Source organism: Johannesbaptistia floridana (assembly GCF_057440575.1).
On sequence record NZ_JALKVM010000170.1, the window covers coordinates 82,708 to 104,634 of the forward strand.

The following is a 21,927-nucleotide window of genomic DNA, read 5'->3' on the forward strand; positions in this document are numbered from 1 at the left end:
TTAAAGATAGTTTGTTAAGAATTATTAAGTTTTATCTATGCACAAAATTACTAGTATATACAGAGATGATAGTTTTGACAGTGATGGAGTTATATTTATCGAACAAAATCCCGCTTCAATTATTCTCCTCACTGCCGCTGATACTGATATTCAAACTTTAGCCGCCTGTTTAAATTTATTACCTACAAACTTCCCCTCAATTCGCGCGGTTAATCTCCTACAATTACAGCAACAATTAAGTATAGATACTTATGCAGATACTGTATTAAGTAAAGCCAAAGTAATTATCCTCCGTTTACTCGGAGGAAGATCATATTGGTCTTATGGTTTAGAAGTAGTCAAAGAAATTGTAGAGACAAACGAAGCTAAATTAATAGTGTTACCGGGAGACAATCAACCAGATCCCGAATTAATGAGTCATTCTACCGTTTCTTTAGCCCAAGTCAATCAATTGTGGCGTTATTTCATCGAGGGAGGCAGAGAAAATTTAGCCAACGGTTTAAAATACATAAGCGATATTACTTTTAAAACCAATTATCAACCGCCTACACCTCAAACCATTCCTTTGATTGGAGTTTACCAAAATTTTGCTACTAATATAACCCCAATTAATAACTCTGTTGCAATTTTATTTTATCGGTCTCATTACCTAGCGGGGAATCTACTAGCAATTGATGCTTTATATCAAGCATTGATAGAGAGAAATATCAACCCTATTTCTATTTTTATAGCCTCCTTAAGAGATCCAGAAGTTCAACAGCAATTATTAACTTATTTGGCTAATATTCAGCTAATTTTAAATACTACCAGTTTTTCTCTCAATAAGATTAGCGAAACTATGAGCACAAATTACTGGGAAAAAATCAATATTCCCATTTTACAAGTAATTTTAAGCAGTAGTACTGAGTCCCAGTGGCAAAATAGTTTTCAAGGCTTAAATCCCATAGATATGGGAATCAATGTAGCACTACCTGAAATAGATGGTCGTATAATTAGTCGCGCAATTTCTTTCAAGTCAGTAGAAACTTGGCAGCCACAGTTAGAAACAGAAGTAGTTATTCATAAGCCTCAAAGAGATAGAGTAGAATTTGTAGCTGATTTAACTCTTAATTGGTTGAAATTAAAACAAACAGAAGCAAATGAACGAAAAATAGCTTTAATTTTAGCTAATTATCCCAATCGTAACGGTAGGATTGCTAATGGTGTTGGTTTAGACACGCCAGCATCTTGTTTAGAGATTCTACTGTGTTTAGCCAAAGGGGGATATCAAGTAGGGGAGATACCTGTATCGGTGACAGCTTTAATAGAAAGTTTAATTAGTGGAATGACAAACGATCCAGAAACCAACAGCATAGAAAGAGCTAATCAAAGTCTTAGTCATCAGAAATATCAAGAGTATTTTTCTACTTTACCAGAATCTGTGCAAATCCAAGTAAAGAATCGTTGGGGAAATCCACCCACAGAAGCCATAGGCATTCCCGGGTTACAATTAGGAAATATTTTTATTGGGATTCAACCATCTAGAGGTTATGACGCAGATCCTAGTTTAAACTATCATGCCCCTGATTTAGAACCCACCCATGATTATTTAGCTTACTATTTTTGGTTAAAAGAGGTATGGAAAGCTCAAGCAATTGTAGATATAGGTAAACATGGTAATTTAGAATGGTTACCAGGTAAAAGTATTGCTTTGAGTAGAGATTGTTATCCCGAGATTTGTTTAGGTCCTTTACCTCATTTTTATCCTTTTATTGTAAATGACCCAGGTGAAGGTTCTCAAGCCAAGCGACGCAGCCATGCTGTAATTATAGACCATTTGACTCCTCCCTTAACTAGGGCTGAGTTATATGGTTCGTTGCAGCAATTAGAATTGTTAATGGATGAGTATCATCAAGCCCAAAGTTTAGATCCAAATCGATTACCCTTAATTGGGACCAAAATCACCGAATTAGTCAATAAATCCCAGTTAAATCAAGATTTAGGTTTAGAGAGTATTCAGTCAATTCCTCTAGAAGAATTTTTAAATCAAGCTAATGGTTATTTGTGTGAGTTAAAAGAAGCCCAAATTAGAGACGGTTTACATATTCTCGGGGTTTCCCCTCAAGGAAGACAATTGAGAGATTTAATTATAGCTATCTCCCGTTTTCCTAGTGGGTCTAGAGTCGGTTTAACTACGGCTATAGCTAAAGATAGGGGGTTAAATTTAGATCCCCTAGTACCTAGTCCTGAGGTTGCTGATTTAGAAGCCATGGCCAATATTTGGGTAGAACAGTTACTAGCTAATGAGGCTTTTTCTCCTTCCCCTGGTAGAGAAACTAGTCAAGAATTGCGCTGGATTCAAACTCATTTACTTCCTAATCTACAGGCGACAGACCAGGAAATTAACTCTTTACTCAAAGGTTTATCCGGGGAATATGTTCCCAGTGGTCCTTCGGGAGCGCCCACCCGGGGACGTCCTGAAGTTTTACCCACAGGTCGCAACTTTTATAGTGTTGATATTCGAGCTATTCCCACTCAAACCGCCTGGGACGTAGGTAGAAAGGCAGCAGAGGCGGTAATTGAGCGCTATACCCAAGAAAATGGGGAATACCCTCAAAGTTTAGCTATTTCTATCTGGGGAACTTCCACTATGCGCACCGGAGGAGATGATGTGGCGGAGGTACTAGCTTTGTTGGGTGTGCGGCCAATTTGGGAAGCGAGTAATGGGAGGGTGGTTGATTTTGAAGTCCTTACACTAGAAGGGTTAGGACGTCCTCGTGTGGATGTAACTATACGAGTTTCAGGATTTTTTAGAGACAGTTTTCCTAATTTACTACGTATATTGTATCAAGCGATCGCTGTGGTGTCAAGCCTAAAAGAAGAACCAGAAAAGAACCCCCTAGCGGCGAAAGTAAAGGCAGAATCAGCGGAATGGCAAGCAAGAGGATTAAAAGAAGATGAAGCAAAAGAGCGATCGCGGTACCGTATTTTTGGTTCTAAACCAGGGGCCTATGGAGCAGGTTTACAAGGACTTATAGAAGGACAAAACTGGGAAAATGAAGAAGATTTAGCGAGAGCATATCTGAACTGGAGTTGCTATGCCTACAGCTATAACCAAGGAGTAAAAGCGAAGGCAGCGCCGGAAGCTTTTCAAGAGCGTTTACAACAGTTACAAATAGTCCTGCACAATCAAGATAATCGAGAACACGATCTCCTAGATTCCGACGACTACTACCAATTCCAAGGGGGACTTACCGCCGCAGTGCGAGCGATCGCCAAAAAAAATCCTCAAGTTTATTTTGGAGATAATTCTCTACCACAACAGCCACGAGTGCGTAAATTAAGTGAAGAAATAGCCAGAGTGTATCGCTCTCGCGTAGTCAATCCTAAGTGGATCAATGGTGTAATGCGTCATAGTTACAAAGGTGCCTTTGAGATGGCAGCAACAGTAGATTATTTATTTGCCTACGATGCTACCACTAATTGTGTACCAGATCATATTTATGCGGGAGTAACAGAAGCTTACGTGTTAGACAAAAAAGTACAGAAGTTTATGATTCAGCACAATCCCTGGGCTTTGAGAGACATCGCCGAAAGGCTTTTAGAAGCACAACAAAGGGGTTTATGGAAACATGCAAGTCAAAAAATGCTGGATTCCTTAGGTGAAATCGTCCATGAAGTTGAAGCAGTTATTGAAGAATATTAAGCTGTTAATATTTCCTAACGCCATAAGACAAAAACAAAAACTCGCCCCTATAGAGCGAGTTTTTAAAACCCCAAGTTTGAGAAAACCCTAAATAACAGAAGGAGTAATATCAGTTACACTCGAAAGTTCATCGGCGGCTAATGATGAGGTATTCAACGATTCTATATTGGTGATTCCTCCAGAGTTAGAAGAACTACCAAGCCCTTGCTCAAAAGCTAAAACTTCTAGTGAATCTCCGATGAACATAAAGTCTTCAATACCACCTGTATTTGATCCACCACCAATACTAAAAACATTCACAGATCCTGATGATTCAAAGTATCTTTGCAGCCACCATGGATAGGGACCATTTCCTAACTCATCATCATTGACAATTCTAACAATAGCATTTCTACGGTCATATAAAGCATTATCTGAGTCTTCTAGTCTAACCTTGAATATTTCATCATTCTCTCTTCTGGTATCCCCTCTAACGAAAACTGAAATTTTACCTTCGGTTTGACCAGGTGGTATGGTTAAAACACCTGAGGTAGGTCTAAAGTCTTCTGATTCTCTGGCCGTATTAAAGGCTCTAGTCTCATAGGGGATGTTTACTTCTTCTTGAATTGGATCTGATAGAGTTACAGTAAAATCTGCTTTTGTGAAACCATTATCTCCCTCAATGACTATTAAGTTATCGATGCTAAAAACTGGGAAATCATCATTTTCGATAACTGCGGTTAATGGTTGATTTGTGATAACATCGTAACCTCGACCATTTGATAGTGTTAATTGTATTTCCTCATCTGATTCAACATTTGAATCAGCTTTAGGATCTATAGTCAAAATTGCTGTCGATTCATTTCTGCTAAAATTGATTCTACCTTGAGACCTATTAAAGTTATTAGCACCCCTTTGGGTATAGTCTTGGTTATAAACTGCATCTCCGCCCACCTCAAATTCTACCAACAGTGGTTGACTGAGATCTCCTGTACGAGAGAAAACGTATTCTATATTTCTATTATCGTCTTCTGAAACAGATCTGGGATTAACTCTTAGACTTACTTGATTATTAGGAGGATTGGGGTCACTAGGAGGATTGGGGTTACTAGGAGGATTGGGGTTACTAGGAGGATTGGGGTTACTAGGAGGATTGGGGTTACTAGAAAGATTATGTTCAAAAGCTCCAATATCAATTCCAGATCCAACCACTCTGGTTTCACCTCGTTGATCTGTTCTCAGGTTATTGGGATTACTTCCTCCATCAATAGCTGGACTATTTGGTCTGAGAGCGTGAGTTTGAGTACGGCCTCCATTATTTCTTAGAGGTTCTAAACCAGGATCTTGATTATTAGTAATATCTCCTCTTTGATTAAATCTTTCAAGGCCACGACCTGTTCCAATCAGGTTATTTCCTCTACTAACTAATGCTAGTGTGTTACCATCTAGATCATTGTTCCGATTCCCTGAAACAATGCTTGAAGTCAGATTTGTTGTACTGCGAATATCATTAATAATCCCTCCCCCATTCCTCGCAGAGTTTTGGGTAATCGTACTATTCTCAATATTGGTTACAGCAAAATAATCGTTGCTAATTGCACCACCACTTTCTCTAGCAGTGTTACCACTAATTGTACTATTCGTAACATCTAGAAGACCATCGAAATTATCAATCCCGCCTGCTTCTTGACCTACGGAGTTACCACTAATAGTACTGTTGTCAATTTTAAATTTACCACCATAATTCATTATTCCCCCAGCATTTCTTCTGGCTGTGTTGTCACTAATACTGCTATCAGTGATATTAACAGTGGTTTGCACCACAAATAAATTATCATTGTAGTTAGTGAAGCCACCGCCAAATATAGCCGCAGAATTATCGCTAATAGTACTGCGATTAATATTTACGTTTCCAGCGCGGTTAACAACTCCACCACCGCTATAATTTGCTCTGTTTCTGGTAATAGTGCTGTCACTAATTGTCAATATACCATTAAAACTAGCGAGAGCACCACCATAAGTATTTGCTTGGTTACCACTAATGCTGCTATTAGTAATAGAGAGATTTTCTAGATTGTAAATAGCACCACCACTACTATCGCTACGACCATTTACTAAATTTACCCCATTTAATTCCACATTGGCGTAGTTGAAAAAATTATTATTATCAATTGTTAAGATTCGAGAACGGTTATTTCCATCGATAGTTATATCGCTATTATTATCGCCATCTATATCCCCATCTATTTTTACAGATTTGTTAATCAATAATTCTGAATTTTGCAAATTAATAGTTCGGCCTTTGAGATTAGACGCGAAAGTTATTTTAGCCCCATTGCTAGAAGAGAGAAGAGCTTCTCGCAGACTAAGGACTCCGTCTGCATTATTGACTACATCCAAATTGGTAGTTACTACCAATTTACTTGCTTCTGCCGTTGTTGGTATCCCGTCAATTACTAATTCTACTTGATCATTTTCTGGGTATGGATTTTCTCCTGCTGTTTGATTTAAGTGAAAACCAAGAACCATCCTTGAGAAGAAGTCTCCTTCATCCCCAGGAGTATCAACAGTATTCACTCTGGTATCGAGGGCATGACCAATTTCTTCTAGTAACACAGCTTCAATCTGCCCTTGCTCCCCACCATTTAGTAATCCCTCAGAAAGATAAATTATATCTATAGTATCTACATAAGCCCCTAGAACTCTTGCTATTTCACTTGCTGGTTTTACTTCTATTTCTGGTAACCAATCAAAATTACCTTCTAGGAGTTTTTGGGAGATAGCGTTGATGGCTTCCCTGTCAGTGTTAGATCCAAAAACAGGCTCTAAATTAGTTTGGTTAAATTTTCCTTCTTGAGCAAAGAGTTGTAATTTGTCTTTAACAGAAGTTAAAGCGGAATTGAGAGAATCTACAGTGTTAGACATAACTTTAAGATTTGTAGCTTTTATTTATATAACTTAAAACTTGATTATATCAATTATTTTTATTTGGTCAAGACTAAAAAGAAAAAAAGTACCGAGATATCGTACTACATCTCTGTTTTTTCATATAAGCATATTTAGCTAGGAGTCGGCTAATATCATAACACCTTTAACCTCTAATACACGTGTACAAGTACTTTATATAGACTTTTCCTTCTCTTCTTAAGAAAAATTTAACCAATTATATGCTCAAAAAAATTAGGCATATTTCATTAATTACAATAGGGAGCATTTTTAAAAATCCTCAAAATCATATATAGAAAACTATCGTTACTCTTTCCAGATATAAATCTTAAAATACTGTTCAATCTTCTGGCTTACTGTAAAATCTGGCTACACATACTTGATAATTAAATTATTAACTACACAAACATATTTTCATAAAAAACCTGTGTTAAAATTGGACGAGATAAACAAAAAAAGCGTCATAAGCATAAAAAAGTATAAATGTCTTTTGTTGGTTTACATACCCATAGTGACTATAGCCTACTAGACGGAGCATCACAACTACCACAGTTGATAGATCGCGCCGTAGAATTAGGAATGCCAGCGATCGCCTTAACAGATCATGGCGTAATGTATGGAGCAATTGAACTATTCAAAACTTGCCGTCAAAAGGGAATTAAGCCCATTATCGGCAATGAAATGTATGTAATCAACGGAGAAATTACTGAAAAAGAAATTAATGAAAAAAAACGTTATCGTAAATACCATCAAGTAGTCCTAGCTAAAAACACCAAAGGATATCAAAACCTAGTCAAGTTAACTACCATATCTCATCTTCAAGGAATCCAAGGGAAAGGCATATTTGCTCGTCCGTGTATTAACAAAGAGTTATTAGAGGAGTATAAAGAAGGGTTAATAGTGACTAGTGCCTGTTTAGGGGGGGAAGTACCCCAAGCCATATTAGCAGGAGACATAAAAAAAGCCAAAGAAGTAGCAAAATGGTATAAAAAACTCTTTGGAGAAGATTACTACTTAGAAATACAAGATCATGGATCAAAAGAAGACAGAATAGTTAACTTAGCCATAGTGAATATAGCTAAGAAGCTAGACATAAAAATAGTAGCAACCAACGACTCTCACTTCACCTCCTGTTACGACGTAGAAGCCCATGATGCCCTATTATGCGTTCAAACAGGAAAAAGGATCATTGAAGAAAAAAGACTGCGTTATAGCGGCACAGAATACTTGAAATCCGCAGCAGAAATGCAGCAGTTATTTCGAGATCATTTACCAGAAGAAATCATTAAAGAGGCGATTAACAATACCCTAGAAGTAGCCGAGAAAATCGAACCATATCACCTGACAGGAGAATCAAGAATTCCAGAGTATCCTGTACCAAAGGGCCACACAGCCGATAGCTATTTAGAAGAAGTATCCTGGTCAGGACTAAAAGATAGACTCAAATGCCGCAGTGTAGAAGAAATAAATCCAGTATACAAAGAAAGATTACAATACGAACTAAAAATGATGCAGAAAATGGGGTTTTCAACTTATTTTCTGGTAGTTTGGGACTATATAAAATACGCAAGAGATAATAATATTCCAGTAGGTCCAGGGAGAGGTTCAGCAGCAGGTTCATTAGTAGCGTATGTACTAAAAATAACCAATATTGACCCAGTACATCACGGCCTATTATTTGAACGTTTTCTCAATCCAGAACGTAAATCAATGCCTGATATTGATACAGATTTTTGTATCGAAAGACGAGAAGAGATGATAGAGTACGTTACGAGAAAATATGGCAAAGATAATGTAGCCCAAATAATCACCTTTAACCGTTTAACCTCAAAAGCAGTACTCAAAGATGTAGCGAGAGTTCTAGAAATTCCCTACGCAGAATCAGACCAGATGGCCAAGTTAATTCCAGTTTCCCGGGGTAAACCAGCAAAACTAGAAGTAATGATTTCTGAAAAAACACCATCTCCAGAATTCAAGCAAAAATATGATCAAGATCCAAGAGTACGACGCTGGGTAGATATGGCGATTCGTATCGAAGGAACCAACAAAACCTTCGGGGTTCATGCAGCGGGAGTAGTAATTTCTTCCCAACCCCTAGACCAAATCGTTCCCCTACAGAAGAATAACGATGGCGCCGTAATAACTCAGTACTATATGGAGGATTTAGAATCCCTAGGATTGCTGAAGATGGACTTTTTGGGATTAAAAAATCTCACCACCATTCAAAAAACAGCAGAACTAATCAAACAACAAAAAGGAGCTGAATTAGATTTAGACTCTCTCCCCCTCGAAGAAAGAAAAGCATTACAAATTCTGGCTAAAGGAGAATTGAAAAAATTACCAGACGATGTGGAAAAAACCCATAAACTTCTAGAAGCAGGAGATTTAGAAGGGATTTTTCAATTAGAATCATCAGGAATGCGTCAAATAGTTAGAGATTTGAAACCATCAGGCATAGAAGATATCTCCTCAATTCTAGCTCTCTACAGACCAGGTCCCCTAGATGCAGGTTTAATACCCATATTTATTAATCGCAAACATGGGAGAGAAAAAATAACCTATCAACATCCCTTGTTAGAACCAATCTTAAAAGAAACCTACGCCGTCTTAGTGTATCAAGAGCAAATTATGAAAGTAGCCCAGGATTTAGCAGGCTATTCCCTGGGAGAAGCAGATTTACTCAGACGGGCAATGGGGAAAAAGAAAATAGCCGAAATGGAAAAACATCGGGAAATTTTTATCGATGGAGCCACTAAAAACGGGGTAAAATCAGATATTGCAGAAAATCTGTTTGAGCAAATGGTTAAGTTTGCTGAATACTGTTTAAGTTACGAGACACAAGTATTAACCGTAGAATATGGACCAGTGGCGATCGGCAAATTAGTAGAAGAAAAGCTACACTGTCATGTATACAGTGTAGATGATCATGGCTTTATTTACACTCAACGGATCGCCCAATGGCATAATCGCGGGGAACAAGAAATCTTTGCTTATTATTTAGAAGATGGTTCTGTCATTCACGCCACCTCGGATCATAAATTTATGACCGAAGATCAACAAATGCTCCCCATTGAAGAAATATTTAATCGCGGCTTAGAATTGAAAAAAATATGTACCAATACGGCCTTGCCATACACACCAGCAGTTCTAGTCTAGGTCTATGCCTAGGAGATTTTGTTAACCCTTTACGAGTAGAAATAACCTCTCTAGACCGAGAAATTTCTACACATCTACATCAACATCTTTTAGATTTTCTTCCCCCCCAAACCTGGTCTGATATTAACTTTTTAGCCGTAGCTAAAGGTCCTGGTAGCTTTGCCGGAACACGCATTGGTGTAGTTACAGCTCGTACTCTCGCCCAACAACTCAATATTCCTGTTTGGGGTATTTCTACTCTAGCGGGAGTAGTTTGGTCCCAAAGAAACAACTATAGTCATGGTAGCCTCATTCCCGTAGAGATGGAGGCGAGAAGAGGTCAGTTATTTGCTGCTATCTACCAACTACAGGAGTCTGGATTGCTTAATTATCTTCCTGAAACCAGTATTCAACAAGAAGTTTGGCAGCAAACTTTAGCAAAAGTGGGGAATGCTAAATCACCAATCAAAGTATCTTTTGAGACTGGAGAGACAGTTGCTAGTATTTTAGAATTGGCCTATTTAGAGTGGCAACAGGGTAAAAAATCCCATTGGAGAGAAGTTCTTCCTTTTTATGGGCAACATCCAATCAAATAAAATCCTCGAATCTCTACAAACATTAGACTTCTTGCAGAAGTCAGGCAACAGGGAGCAGTTAAAGATATATAGCAATTCTCATACTGGTGAGGTACAGAGGTTATCCTTTTCGAGGCTCCGAGTTAGGTACAACCTCATGAGTCCTTTGAAATGCTATAAGTATTATAATAATAATAATAATAATAATAACTATCATCAATCAAGTATTATAATACTATGAGATAGTAATTTAATGAAAGGAAACTTCAGAACAGGAAAGAACAGAAAGATTTACTAATCTTAATGCGTAAGGCTATACAGAAGAATTAAGCAATATAGTAATTATTGTTGTAATTGTAAATAAATTTAAACAAAACATGTACAAATAATTATATTTTCAGATAAAAAACAGTCATGAATAATAGTGATGAACATCAACAAATCAACTTAAATAATGATCAATTAAAAAAACTAGAAACAGAAACCTGTCCAAATTATCCAATTCGCTACATTGAACACATTCAACCCTATGGAATACTCTTCATATTAACAATACCAAGTTTGAAAATTATTCAAGTAAGTAGTAACACCGAAGACTTAATGGGAATTTCTCCAGAGAAACTGATTGGAGAAGATTTGACTAAGCTATTTAGTAGAAAACAAGTAGAGTACTTTAAAAAACATTTACGGCACAATTTAAAAGTATCTCTCTGTAATCAAACTAGTAATATTAATAACAGACTCTGGCAGATTAGATTGCATCGAACAGATGATTTAGTCCTGTTAGAATTAGAAACAATCTCAGAAGAAGAAAATCATAATCTATCTGAACTTATCCAAAACATATACCAAGGAATCGCTTTTATAGAAGCAACTACTAGTACACAAGAATGGGCCAATGTAGTAGCTAAACAAATAAAACACACAACAGGCTTTGATCGAGTAATGATTTACCGCTTCTTACTCGATGACAGTGGAGTGGTAATTGCTGAAGCTAAAAATCCCCAATTAGTTAGTTACTTAGGATTACACTATCCAGCCACGGATATTCCCGAAGAATCCAGAGAGATATTCACAGAAAATCTTCTGCGCTGTATTCCAGAAATCAACTATCAACCAGTGACTCTATTCCCGTCAAAAAACCCCATAACTCAAAAATCTACAGATTTGAGTCTTTCATACTTTAGGGGAGTTTCTCCTCCCCACATAGAATATCTTCAAAATATGGGAGTAGCAAGCTCTATGACAATTTCTTTAATTGTCGAAGGAGAATTGTGGGGATTAATTGCTTGTCACCATTACCAACCTAAATACATCAATCCCATTGAACGCATCACATTGTCGGGATTAGCTAAAACAGCAACTCTAGAATTAATCAGAAACCAAACTCAAGAACGTAGATACTATCAACAAAAAAATACTAAATTATTGAATGAACTAAGAAATTCTTTAACTACAACAGCAGTTCAAGTAGAGAAGATCTTAATTAAATATAGTAATGTACTGTTAAAAATGTTTCAAGCCGAAGGTTTAGCAATCATCATTGATCAAAACTATCAATTATTCGGTGAAACACCAACGGAAACTGAAATAGCCAAAATGATACCATGGTTGTTAGAACAAAGATACGAAACATCATGGAAAACCTCCTGTCTAAGAGAAGAGTATCCAGAAAGTCAGAACTGGTCAACTCCTGTGGCAGGATTACTGGTGGTATCAATTGTGCTAGAAAAACCCCGTTTAGTATCATATCATCTACTATTTTTTAGACTAGAACAATTACAAACGGTACATTGGGCAGGAAAACTAAGTGATACAGTAAAAGTAGATGCCACAGGAAAACTGCAACTATGTCCCCGTAAATCTTTTCAAATCTGGAAAGAACAAGTAGTGGGAAAATCTCTACCTTGGTCTCAACAAGAGGTAGAGGCAGCTAATGATTTACGTACAGCCTTGATGGTAGCAGTAGTGAAATTTTCTGTCACAGCCTTGGAATTAGCAGTAGAAAAAGCTGAAGCAGCTAATCAAGTAAAGAGTGAATTTCTCGCAAATATGAGTCACGAGATTAGAACGCCAATGAATGCAATACTGGGATTTACAGAATTGCTGCAATCAAGAAAAGAAGAACCATTAGTCCAAGAATATCTAAAAGCGATCGCCACTAGCGGCAAAACATTACTAAGATTAATCAATGATATTCTCGACTTATCAAAAATTGAAGCAGGTAAACTAGAGTTACAACATGAACCAGTAAACATTTACAGTTTAACTCAAGAAATATACCAAATTTTCCAAGAAGAAGCCAAAAAAAAACAAATTCAGTTAACTTTAGAAGTAGCTAAAGATTTACCCGATAGTCTCTTCCTAGATGAAGTAAGACTCAGGCAAATTCTAATCAACTTAGTAGGGAATGGGATAAAATTTACAGAATCGGGTCAAGTAAAAATAAAAGTAGAAGGAGAGAAAATTCTCCTCTCAAAAAATAATCAAATTTGTTTAAAAATTAAGATTATGGATACAGGAATAGGTATCTCCTCAGCAGACCAAATAAATATTTTTGAACCCTTTACTCAAAGCAAAGGTCAAAGTAATCGTAAATTTGGGGGTAGTGGTTTAGGTTTAGCTATTAGCCAACGTTTAACCAAAATGATGGAAGGAAGCTTAGAATTAACCAGCGAACTCAACCAAGGAAGTACTTTCACTCTGACTTTTCCGAAGGTAGAAGTTCTTTCACATACTAGTATTGAAAAAATAGTTGACTCTGATGTTAAGATAAGTATAAAAGAATTATCGCCTCTTAATATTCTCATAGTAGATGATCTTGCTGATAATCGAGAGTTAATTGCTGGTTATTTGAATGATACCCCGCATATTTTGCATTTTGCCCAAGATGGTTTAGAATCTCTAGAAATGGCTGCAAATATTCAACCAGATTTAATCTTGATGGATTTACTGATGCCGAATATGGATGGAGAAGAAGCAACTAAAAGGCTAAAAAACTCACCAGCAACCAAACATATTCCAATTATCATTATTACTGCCTCAACGAACTCTCTAGAAACTTTTCAGTTATCAGGTATCCCTGTAGAGTTTATTCGTAAGCCCATAACTGAAGCTGATTTATACAACAAGATTAAGTTGGTAATTGAAAATGCTAAAATAGATCAACAAGTAAATAATCAAACTCCAATTATTTCCCCTTTAACTAACTCTGAAAAACAAATTTTTAACCAAAAACTCAAACAAATAGCCATAGATATTTGGGAACCATTACTGGAGACTATGGAAATTAATCAAGTGGAAACCTTTATTGATTCCTTAGAAAAACTTACCCAGGAGTTTAACTGTCCTCCTCTAGTGGCTTATACAAATCTTCTTAATCAACAATTAACAGAATTTGATTGGAATCAGCTTCCTGAAACTTTGCTGAATTTCAAGAATTTTATTGTTAATGAAAATTAACAAAAAAATAATGCCAAAAAAATAATGCCAAAAACAATAATGCCAAAAAAATAATGCCAAAAACAATAATGCCAAAAAAAATAATGCCAAAAAAATAATGATTGTATAAGTAAAAATGTCAACCAATATTTATCCTCAAGACAATCAGCAAACAACCAATAGCTTGATCCTGATTGTGGATGATGTATCAATTAATCTTAAATTGCTACATCAAGCCCTGCGAAAAACTCATTATCATCTTTCTTTTGCTTCTAATGGTAAACAAGCTTTAGAGCGACTGCAAAAGTGTAAACCAGATTTAATTTTACTAGATTTAATGATGCCAGAAATGGACGGAATCGAAGTATGTAAACATATCAAAAAAAATCCTCTAATCTCAGAGATTCCGATAATTTTCCTGACGGCGAGCCATGAAACTAATCATCTATTAGATGCTTTTAAACAGGGAGCTGTAGACTACATAAATAAACCTTTTTATACGCCAGAATTAATAGCGAGGATTGAAACTCATTTAGAACTATCTAGATTACGTTATCAAGCTCAACGTCAAGCGGCTCAAGAAGTGGTAATTAGAGAAATAATCGCCGCAATTCACTCTTCCCTAGATATCAAAGATACCTTAACCAAAGCCGTAAAAGGTATTGAAAAATTTTTAGGAGTAGATAGAGTGCTGATTTGCCAACGTTTATATTCACAAATGGAAATAGTGGCGATGAGCAGTTATATTCCCTGGTATTCTCACCATAGCTTCATAGATACGAGTCAAAAACAATATCTTTCGGTGAATCTGACTGAAAATTTAACTTCAGAGGATAGTAAATGGCTTCAAGTATGTAAAGTGACTAATGAGTTACGGTGGCCAATCACAGTCAATGATTTAAATTGGGGAGGTTTACTGATTCAATATAACCAGGAAAAAGTTAATTTAATTAATCAAGAATCTTTAATTATACCGATTGTAGCTCAAATGGAAATAGCTATTCAACAGGCGGAACTATATCAGAAACTAACTTTTACTGTTAATCAACTCGAAAGAGCTAATCGCCAACTACATGATTTATCCATCGAAGATCAACTTACTAAAACTTTTAATCGTCGCTACTTCACTATCTATCTCCAGCAAGAATGGGAGCGTTTAAAAAAGCTACAATTACCCCTATCGATTATTTTTATGGACATTGACTACTTTAAACTCTACAATGATACCTATGGTCATGGTCAAGGTGATTACTGTTTACAGCAAGTAGCTCAAGCTTTTAAAAGTGTAATTAAACGTAATTCTGATAAAATTTGCCGTTATGGTGGAGAAGAGTTTATCGCAATTTTACCCGATACTGATCGAGAGGGCGCTATTTACATAACAAAACAGATGCAAGAGGAGATCGCCACCCTCAATATTCCCCATCTCACTCATCAAACTATGAATCGTGTTACAGTTAGCTTTGGTATAGCTACAGAAACTCCAGAAGATACAAGCAACGCTCAAGATTTAGTAAACAAAGCGGATTCTGCCCTATATCAAGCTAAAGCTAATGGACGTAATTGTTATTATTGTCATCCACAATTATAACTAGAATAATTGGGCCATGGCTTTACCTGCTAACCAACCAGTTGTCCAAGCATTTTGAAAATTAAAGCCCCCAGTAATACCATCAATATCTAAAATTTCTCCAGCAAAATATAATCCGGGACAGATTTTACTCTCCATAGTTTTAAACTGAATTTGTTTGAGATTAACACCGCCACAGGTAACAAATTCTTCTTTGAAAATCCCTTTGCCTTGGATGTGAAAAAGTCCTTGAGTTAATTCAAAAGTCAAATAGTGTAAAGCAGAATTTGGCAATTGAGCCCAAATAGTTTTACTTTTGATTCCACTTAATTCTAGGAAACGTTGCCAAAGCCTTTTAGGTAAACCAAGAGGAGAGTATGATTCTAGTTGTTTTTTTGGTGTTGCCGATTTCAAGGCTAGAAGTTTTTCCCGAAGAGATTCAGGATTTTCTGAAGGTAACCAGTTAATAACTAAGGGCATCTGATAGTTATTCTTTGCTAGTATAGTAGCACCAAAAGCCGATAATTTCAGCACTGAAGGACCACTTAAACCCCAATGAGTAATCAGAAGTGGTCCAGTTTGAGTAAGATGTTTAGATTTAGAATTACCCAAGCGTAGTATGGCATTTTTCACACTTACTCCGGCTAAATCCTCTAAACGGCGATCGCTAATTTTAAAAGTAAATAAAGAGGGTATTGGTGATTGAATTTCATGTCCTAAATTAGCCGCCAGACGATAACCAGATGGATGGCTTCCGGTAGCTAGGAGGAGGAGATCGCTTTTTATAGTTTCTCCATTTTTCATAACTATACTAAAGCCACTTTGGTTATCTCTTGTCACTTTTTTTGCTACAGCAGTGGTGCGCAGTTTTACTCCTACTGCTGTTGCCGATTTAATCAAACAGTCAATAATCGTTTGAGAATTATCTGTAGTTGGAAACATGCGTCCATCTGCTTCGGTTTTCAGCTTTACCCCTCTAGCGGCAAACCAATTTACAGTATCTTCAGCTTGAAAACGACTAAAGGCGCCTTGGAGGGCTTTACTACCTCTAGGGTAATTTGCTACTAATTCTGGCACTTCAAAGCAATGGTGAGTAACATTACAACGGCCTCCCCCCGATATTTTTACCTTGCTTAGTAATTCTTTGCCTGCTTCTAATACAGTCACTTGTAGTTTTGGGTTAATTTCGGCGCAGTGGATAGCAGCAAACATTCCCGCCGCGCCTCCGCCAATCACTACTATTTTTCTTGGCATTCTAGTTAGTTACAGGCAATTGTATTCCTAGTTTACTAATTAATGCTTCTAGATCAAAGTATTGGTTAAACAGTTCTTGAATACATTTTACTTTGATTGGTTCTTTGATTCTCACTTTGCCAAAGATATTCTCAATAATTTCTACTGTGGTTAGAGTATCTAAATTCACCAACAATATTGGTATTTCTAGATCTTCTGCCCGATTTAAAACTAGACTTTGGGGAGGGGTATGACCTGTTAGAATCAGACAATGAGTTGAGCTTTCTATAGCTGCTAATTGTACATCTGTGCGATCGCTCCCTGTTACTACTGCCTTGTTTTTCCGTTTTCGGAAGTATTGCATAGCTGAGTTAACATTCATTGCTCCGATTGCCAGGGTTTCCACCATTAAGTCTAGGCGGTCTTCTCTACACAATACCTTTGCTTTTAATTGTTTGCTTATTTCTCTAACACTGATGCTTTTTAGTAATTGCTTTCTTGGCAATTTCCCTAGGATCTCAATCCCTCTTTTTTGCAAAAAGGGTTGTAGATAATCACTTACCTCTGCTGAAGCTTCTGATGGTATATCATTAATCACTACTCCTAGTAAGTTTTCTCCCAGGTCTTGTTTTATTTTTATCAAATTGTCTAATAAGCATAGAGAATCATAAGCTGTGACTATCAACACTGAGGCTTTGACTAAATCAGCTATTTGTGGTACTGATATATCATACAAACTCCCCTGGTAGATATTTTCTGGACCTTCTATGATTACTAAATTTTCCTTTGACTGTGATAAATTGCTTTCAATCAGCTTTCCATAGTCTGGTTGATGCTCTTGTTTTAACGTTTCTTTAATTTTTTCCGGCGATAAGTATACTACTGGCGGGTAGACAGATTCTACAGATAAGTTAAGATTTTCGCTTATGAACTTAACATCTTCTTCTATCTTCTCTGTTTTTTCTGCCCCTATGGGCTTAGCATAGCCAATTGATAGTCCTTTTTCCTGTAATTGTGAACCGATTCCTATTACTGTTGCTGATTTACCACTATAGGCTTCAGTTGAGGCTATTAGTAGGTATTTGTTGTTTATTTTAGATTGTTTCATCCACAAAGTTTAGCATTCTGCTATAAAATTTACGGGGAAAATCAACATTATGGGTACGTTCATAGGTTATTATTATTTCGATGAGATAGTCAATAAACTCTGAGTTTTCTAAGCCTAGTTCGTAGCTTAATTCTGCTTTGCGATCAAATTGCATGCGACAACGAGTTATTTCTGATGGTAAAGAAGATATACCCCAACTAGCTACAAACTCAATGCTATCACTCCCTTCTATTTTCCTTTCTCCTTCTAGCTTACCTTGTTTATAAAGGCTGATAGCTAAAGGAAGTTTTCTCTGTTTATCCTTTGAGTAGTAAGGCGTATACATAATTACGTCTGAATTACTTGCTGGTCTAAGTTTACTAATGCTTGTAGACATAATTAATCATCAATAACTTGCTTATTTGAGGTTTAAAAATTTCTTTAATCATAACATAGATCTCCTCTGAAGTTCTTATTTAAGTTCTCAAAATATTTGTGGAGAATGAGGAATAGTAAATTAAGAGAAACTTTTGTTATTCTGAGAATTGATGCCTAATTAGTTGTATATGTTTTCTCATCTAGTCAGTGTTGCTCCCATGATGGAGCGTACAGATCGTCATTTTCGTTATTTTATGCGCCAAATAACGCGCCATACCTTACTATATACAGAAATGATTACCACGGGAGCGATTATCCATGGCGATCGCCCCAAATTACTGGATTTTCACCCAGAAGAAAAACCCCTAGTCTTACAAATAGGAGGAGATAACCCAGAAATATTAGCAGAATGCGCTCGCATCGGAGAAGATTGGGGCTATGATGAAATTAATCTCAATGTAGGTTGTCCTAGCCCTAGAGTACAAGAAGGGAACTTTGGCGCCTGCCTAATGTTAACGCCAGAGTTGGTAGCAGAGGCAGTAGAGGCGATGGCAAAGGCAGTAAAAATTCCCGTAACAGTAAAACATCGTATTGGAGTAGATGAATGCGATCGCTACGAAGATTTAACTAGATTTGTACGCATTGTTTCACAAGCCGGTTGCCAAGGTTTTACCGTGCATGCCCGCAAAGCTTGGTTACAAGGGTTAAGCCCCAAGGAAAACCGTCAAATCCCTCCTCTTCGTTACCAAGATATATATCATTTAAAAGAAGATTTTCCCCATCTCTCTATTGAAATTAATGGGGGAATTACCGACTTAACAGCAGTTAAACAACATTTAGATTTGGTAGATGCCGTCATGATTGGTAGAGCGGCCTATGACAATCCCTATTTATTGGCGAGAATAGACCAGGAAATTTATGGGTATAATACCAAAATCCCCTCTAGACCAGAAATAATTAAAAGAATGCTTCCCTATATTGATGACTGGGTAAGTAAAGGGGTTAAACTCAATACGATTAGTCGGCATTTATTGCAGTTATGGAAAGGTGAGCCGGGAGGTAAAATCTGGAGAAGATATATTAGTGAAAATGCTTATCTTCCTGGTGCTGATTCTCAAGTAATCGCCCAAGCTTTAAGAGAAATGGAGAAAAAGTTATTTCAACCAGATATAATAGTATCTTTGAAGAAATAATCAACAAAACTAACTTAACTCCAGAAAAAATAGGTTTTATACTTGGCGTCGATATATTAGTATAAATATTGACATTTATAAGCAACAATTAGCAATTATACCAATGGAAACAGATGATCTAACCAAACTGCCATTTGATTTTGATACTACCCTTTATCAGCCAGAAAACGCTTACTGGATGGCTATATTCTCTAACTATGCTTATTTAACAGTGGGCGATCGCACAGGGGATAAAAAAGATTTTAATCCAGACACAGAAACTATATTATCAGAATTAAAAAAATTAGACCCTAAATTTGAACATGTTCAAGGTTTTAACGCCAAAAGTTCTCAGGGTATTATCATTCAACATGAAGATTACGTAGTGGCTGCTTTTCGAGGAACAGACGAATTAGTTGATTGGTTAGATAACATTAAAGTATCTTCTACTCCAGGACCACTTGGTTTGGTTCATTCTGGATTTTACCATGCCCTCCTTGATATTTGGGAAGGACAAAACATGTGGGAACGCATTCAACAATTTAGAGATAGAGGGGAGAAATCTAATCAAAGCGAACTCCCTGTATGGCTTAAGGGATTGAAAAATGACAAACGCTCCCTATGGCTGACGGGACACAGTTTAGGAGGTGCCATGGCCACTTTAGCTGCGGCTTGGTTAGCAGAACGCAAAATTCCTTTTAATGGGGCTTATACTTTTGGTCAGCCTCGCTGTGGAGATGAAAATTTTCAAGTAGCATTCGATAGCAAATTAAATAAAAGGTTTTTTCGTTTTCAAAACAACAATGATATTGTGACGAGAGTTCCTGCTAGATTGATGGGTTATGAACATGTAGGAAGATATATTCATATTACCGAAAAGAGAGAACTAAAAGCAGATATTTCCTGGTGGCATCGCTTTGTTGACCGCCTCGAAGGAGTAGTTAATAATATTTTAGATAATGAGATTAAACTAGAATGGATTAACGACCATCACTTGGAAAAAGAATATATTGAAGGTATAAAAGCTTGGGGAAATAAGCTTCCCGACAAATGGGAACGTTTTTCTGAGGAACAATAGTCAGTATGACTATTTTTGTGAAATCATATATTCATAACAACTAACTGACTGAAAAGAATTGAAAATTCAACGGAGGTTATCTATCAAAATGGTTAATGTAGTTAAATCTACTTATACTGACGATCAAATAACTGCTTGGTTAAGGGGATTATTAACAATCGCTTGGGCTGATGGACATTATACTTCCGCAGAACAAGAATTGATTGGGAAAATCACAGAACAATTAGACCCAGATAAACATAATCAAGTAATATTTAAATCTATAACTCCCGAGGAATTAGCGGAGAGATTAGGAAAAGATCATAGTGTAGGAGAAAACTTTTTAAGAACTGCTGTTTTAGTTTCTATAGCTGATGGAGTTTATTCTAAACCAGAAGCTGAACAAATAGAAAAATTTAGAGCAGCTTTAGGGATAGAAGTAGAAGAGTTAGAATCTTTAGAAGAAACTCTCTATCATCCCGACTCAACGGAAACAAAAGATAAAAAAATTAAGCCCCATCTACTCAAACCAATTAAACACTGGTTAGATAATTTAGAAATGCACGATCCTAGAGTAGCTAAATTTATCTGTAAAATGGTTCCTTCTCAATGTCCTTTTGAGAGAGATATCACCCTCTTTGACCATAAAATAGTTCATATTCCCCCTCTATGTAAGCTTAACCCCCTATATGAGCAGTTAGTGGGATTGAGATTTAGAGCTTTATCTTATTTAGCTGATGAGTGTCAACAAGATGTTTCTGAATACATATAGATAGATAGATAGATAGATGATTGCCGCTTATCTAGGAGAGATTGCTGCTTTAACTGGGGCCTTTTTCTGGGCTAGTGCTTCTACTATTTATAGTTTATTAGGGGCAAAAATCGCCCCTCTAACTTTGAATCTCTCTAAGGGTTTGATTGCGATCGCCTTAATTATTATAACTCTCTGGCTAAAAAACAATACCCACAGGAATTGCTTTAACTCTCTTGGCTACTAGTCCTTTATTTATTTTGCCAATTGTTAGGATCATGGGAGAAAAAATTAGCTTGAGAGCTATTTTTGGCTGTGTTATTGCTATTGCTGGTATTGCTATCTTGTTTTTCAACTATTAAGTTTTAGCAGTTAGAATAACTCCAAAACCTGAGGTGGTGGGTATCACCTCACAGGGTGGAGAGATTAATTGCGAGAGTCTCGATCTCTATCTTTGTTAAGCAATCGCTGATTTAATCTATTTAATTGTGTTTGACTGTTAATGGGAGAACGAGGTTGAGGTAATTCTTGGTTTGGCCAATTATCCAAATCTGTGCAGGGGCAACTGAGAGATGCTGTACCCATACTAACCATAGGTACAGGCATTTCACAACGAGCGCAGTCAACTATATCCCATTTAGAGGATAATAGTTCTTGAATAGTTTGATTAGTTCCCTCTAGGTAAATCTCCTCAGGATTAGAGGTAATAATTTGTTGCCAACAGCTTTCAAACTCAGGGGAATAGTTACCCCCTTGACAAATTTTCTCAGGGGCGATCGCTCTATTCAAGTTGCTAACAATTACCTTTTTCCCCAACTGAAACCAATAGGCTAAATATTCTTTTACTTCTTGTTTTGATGCCATATTATCCAAGTTATCTTTTATCTATCTTAATAGATTTGATGTTACTATCGTATC

14 protein-coding genes are annotated in these 21,927 nt (G+C 36.7%); 9 read left to right on the plus strand and 5 right to left on the minus strand.

Going from position 1 to position 21,927, the window contains the following annotated elements; translation table 11 throughout:
• Positions 1 to 37 precede the first annotated feature (37 nt).
• Positions 38 to 3,685 carry a cobaltochelatase subunit CobN gene (cobN, locus tag MW688_RS11705; protein ID WP_486736160.1) on the plus strand — a complete coding sequence of 1,216 codons (3,648 nt, stop codon included), beginning with the start codon at positions 38 to 40 and terminating at the stop codon, positions 3,683 to 3,685.
• 87 nt (positions 3,686 to 3,772) lie between these two features.
• Here the strand turns inward: cobN and MW688_RS11710 are convergent, their stop codons facing one another.
• Entirely contained in the window at positions 3,773 to 6,589 is a 2,817-nt protein-coding gene (locus tag MW688_RS11710; protein WP_486736161.1) for a choice-of-anchor Q domain-containing protein, read from the minus strand.
• 504 nt (positions 6,590 to 7,093) lie between these two features.
• Here MW688_RS11710 and MW688_RS11715 point away from each other — a divergent pair.
• The 4 genes from MW688_RS11715 (at position 7,094) to MW688_RS11730 (ending at position 15,352) form a co-directional block, all read left to right on the plus strand.
• Positions 7,094 to 9,766, plus strand: a complete 2,673-nt coding sequence (locus tag MW688_RS11715; RefSeq protein WP_486736162.1) for a DNA polymerase III subunit alpha — start codon at positions 7,094 to 7,096, stop codon at positions 9,764 to 9,766.
• Complete coding sequence (gene tsaB, locus MW688_RS11720) at positions 9,721 to 10,341, plus strand: tRNA (adenosine(37)-N6)-threonylcarbamoyltransferase complex dimerization subunit type 1 TsaB (RefSeq protein ID WP_486736163.1); 621 nt, start codon at positions 9,721 to 9,723, stop codon at positions 10,339 to 10,341. Before MW688_RS11715 ends, tsaB begins: the two co-directional genes overlap by 46 nt.
• A gap of 393 nt (positions 10,342 to 10,734) precedes the next feature.
• On the plus strand, positions 10,735 to 13,782 hold the full coding sequence (locus MW688_RS11725; protein ID WP_486736164.1) for an ATP-binding protein: 3,048 nt from the start codon (positions 10,735 to 10,737) through the stop codon (positions 13,780 to 13,782).
• 115 nt (positions 13,783 to 13,897) lie between these two features.
• Positions 13,898 to 15,352, plus strand: coding sequence for a diguanylate cyclase (locus MW688_RS11730; RefSeq protein ID WP_486736165.1), 1,455 nt, complete (start codon positions 13,898 to 13,900; stop codon positions 15,350 to 15,352).
• Here MW688_RS11730 and MW688_RS11735 read toward each other — a convergent pair whose 3' ends face one another.
• From MW688_RS11735 to ebsA, 3 genes are read right to left on the minus strand one after another with little or no spacing between them, the layout of a single operon-like run.
• Positions 15,353 to 16,585, minus strand: coding sequence for a BaiN/RdsA family NAD(P)/FAD-dependent oxidoreductase (locus MW688_RS11735; RefSeq protein WP_486736167.1), 1,233 nt, complete (start codon positions 16,583 to 16,585; stop codon positions 15,353 to 15,355). It abuts the gene before it with no gap.
• 1 nt (position 16,586) lies between these two features.
• Positions 16,587 to 17,672: a phosphotransacetylase family protein gene (locus tag MW688_RS11740; RefSeq protein ID WP_486736168.1), complete on the minus strand. Its 1,086-nt coding sequence runs from the start codon at positions 17,670 to 17,672 to the stop codon at positions 16,587 to 16,589.
• Entirely contained in the window at positions 17,659 to 18,048 is a 390-nt protein-coding gene (ebsA, locus tag MW688_RS11745) for a type IV pilus biogenesis protein EbsA (protein WP_486736169.1), read from the minus strand. The genes MW688_RS11740 and ebsA overlap by 14 nt, the downstream gene beginning before the upstream one ends.
• Positions 18,049 to 18,217: 169 nt before the next feature.
• Between ebsA and dusA the strand changes: the two genes are divergently transcribed.
• From dusA to MW688_RS11765, 4 genes are all read left to right on the plus strand, one after another.
• Positions 18,218 to 19,222 (plus strand): tRNA dihydrouridine(20/20a) synthase DusA, encoded by a 1,005-nt coding sequence (gene dusA, locus MW688_RS11750; protein ID WP_486736170.1) that lies wholly within the window; start codon positions 18,218 to 18,220, stop codon positions 19,220 to 19,222.
• Positions 19,223 to 19,325: 103 nt separating this feature from the next.
• Complete coding sequence (locus MW688_RS11755) at positions 19,326 to 20,279, plus strand: lipase family protein (protein ID WP_486736171.1); 954 nt, start codon at positions 19,326 to 19,328, stop codon at positions 20,277 to 20,279.
• Positions 20,280 to 20,367: 88 nt separating this feature from the next.
• On the plus strand, positions 20,368 to 21,030 hold the full coding sequence (locus MW688_RS11760; protein WP_486736172.1) for a Mo-dependent nitrogenase C-terminal domain-containing protein: 663 nt from the start codon (positions 20,368 to 20,370) through the stop codon (positions 21,028 to 21,030).
• Between the two features lie 16 nt (positions 21,031 to 21,046).
• Complete coding sequence (locus MW688_RS11765) at positions 21,047 to 21,256, plus strand: hypothetical protein (protein ID WP_486736173.1); 210 nt, start codon at positions 21,047 to 21,049, stop codon at positions 21,254 to 21,256.
• Between the two features lie 179 nt (positions 21,257 to 21,435).
• On the opposite strand, the gene MW688_RS11770 is transcribed toward MW688_RS11765, so the two are convergent.
• A complete protein-coding gene (locus MW688_RS11770) occupies positions 21,436 to 21,873 on the minus strand; it encodes a hypothetical protein (RefSeq protein ID WP_486736174.1) in 438 nt (145 codons plus the stop codon).
• Between the last annotated feature and the right edge of the window lie 54 nt (positions 21,874 to 21,927).

Excerpts from the sequence above, each read along its gene's own strand:
- cobN (WP_486736160.1), top strand. The coding sequence starts at position 38 with ATGCACAAAATTACTAGTATATACAGAGATGATAGTTTTGACAGTGAT.
- MW688_RS11710 (WP_486736161.1), bottom strand. The coding sequence starts at position 6,589 with ATGTCTAACACTGTAGATTCTCTCAATTCCGCTTTAACTTCTGTTAAA.
- MW688_RS11715 (WP_486736162.1), top strand. The coding sequence starts at position 7,094 with ATGTCTTTTGTTGGTTTACATACCCATAGTGACTATAGCCTACTAGAC.
- tsaB (WP_486736163.1), top strand. The coding sequence starts at position 9,721 with ATGTACCAATACGGCCTTGCCATACACACCAGCAGTTCTAGTCTAGGT.
- MW688_RS11725 (WP_486736164.1), top strand. The coding sequence starts at position 10,735 with ATGAATAATAGTGATGAACATCAACAAATCAACTTAAATAATGATCAA.
- MW688_RS11730 (WP_486736165.1), top strand. The coding sequence starts at position 13,898 with ATGTCAACCAATATTTATCCTCAAGACAATCAGCAAACAACCAATAGC.
- MW688_RS11735 (WP_486736167.1), bottom strand. The coding sequence starts at position 16,585 with ATGCCAAGAAAAATAGTAGTGATTGGCGGAGGCGCGGCGGGAATGTTT.
- MW688_RS11740 (WP_486736168.1), bottom strand. The coding sequence starts at position 17,672 with ATGAAACAATCTAAAATAAACAACAAATACCTACTAATAGCCTCAACT.
- ebsA (WP_486736169.1), bottom strand. The coding sequence starts at position 18,048 with ATGTCTACAAGCATTAGTAAACTTAGACCAGCAAGTAATTCAGACGTA.
- dusA (WP_486736170.1), top strand. The coding sequence starts at position 18,218 with ATGTTTTCTCATCTAGTCAGTGTTGCTCCCATGATGGAGCGTACAGAT.
- MW688_RS11755 (WP_486736171.1), top strand. The coding sequence starts at position 19,326 with ATGGAAACAGATGATCTAACCAAACTGCCATTTGATTTTGATACTACC.
- MW688_RS11760 (WP_486736172.1), top strand. The coding sequence starts at position 20,368 with ATGGTTAATGTAGTTAAATCTACTTATACTGACGATCAAATAACTGCT.
- MW688_RS11765 (WP_486736173.1), top strand. The coding sequence starts at position 21,047 with ATGATTGCCGCTTATCTAGGAGAGATTGCTGCTTTAACTGGGGCCTTT.
- MW688_RS11770 (WP_486736174.1), bottom strand. The coding sequence starts at position 21,873 with ATGGCATCAAAACAAGAAGTAAAAGAATATTTAGCCTATTGGTTTCAG.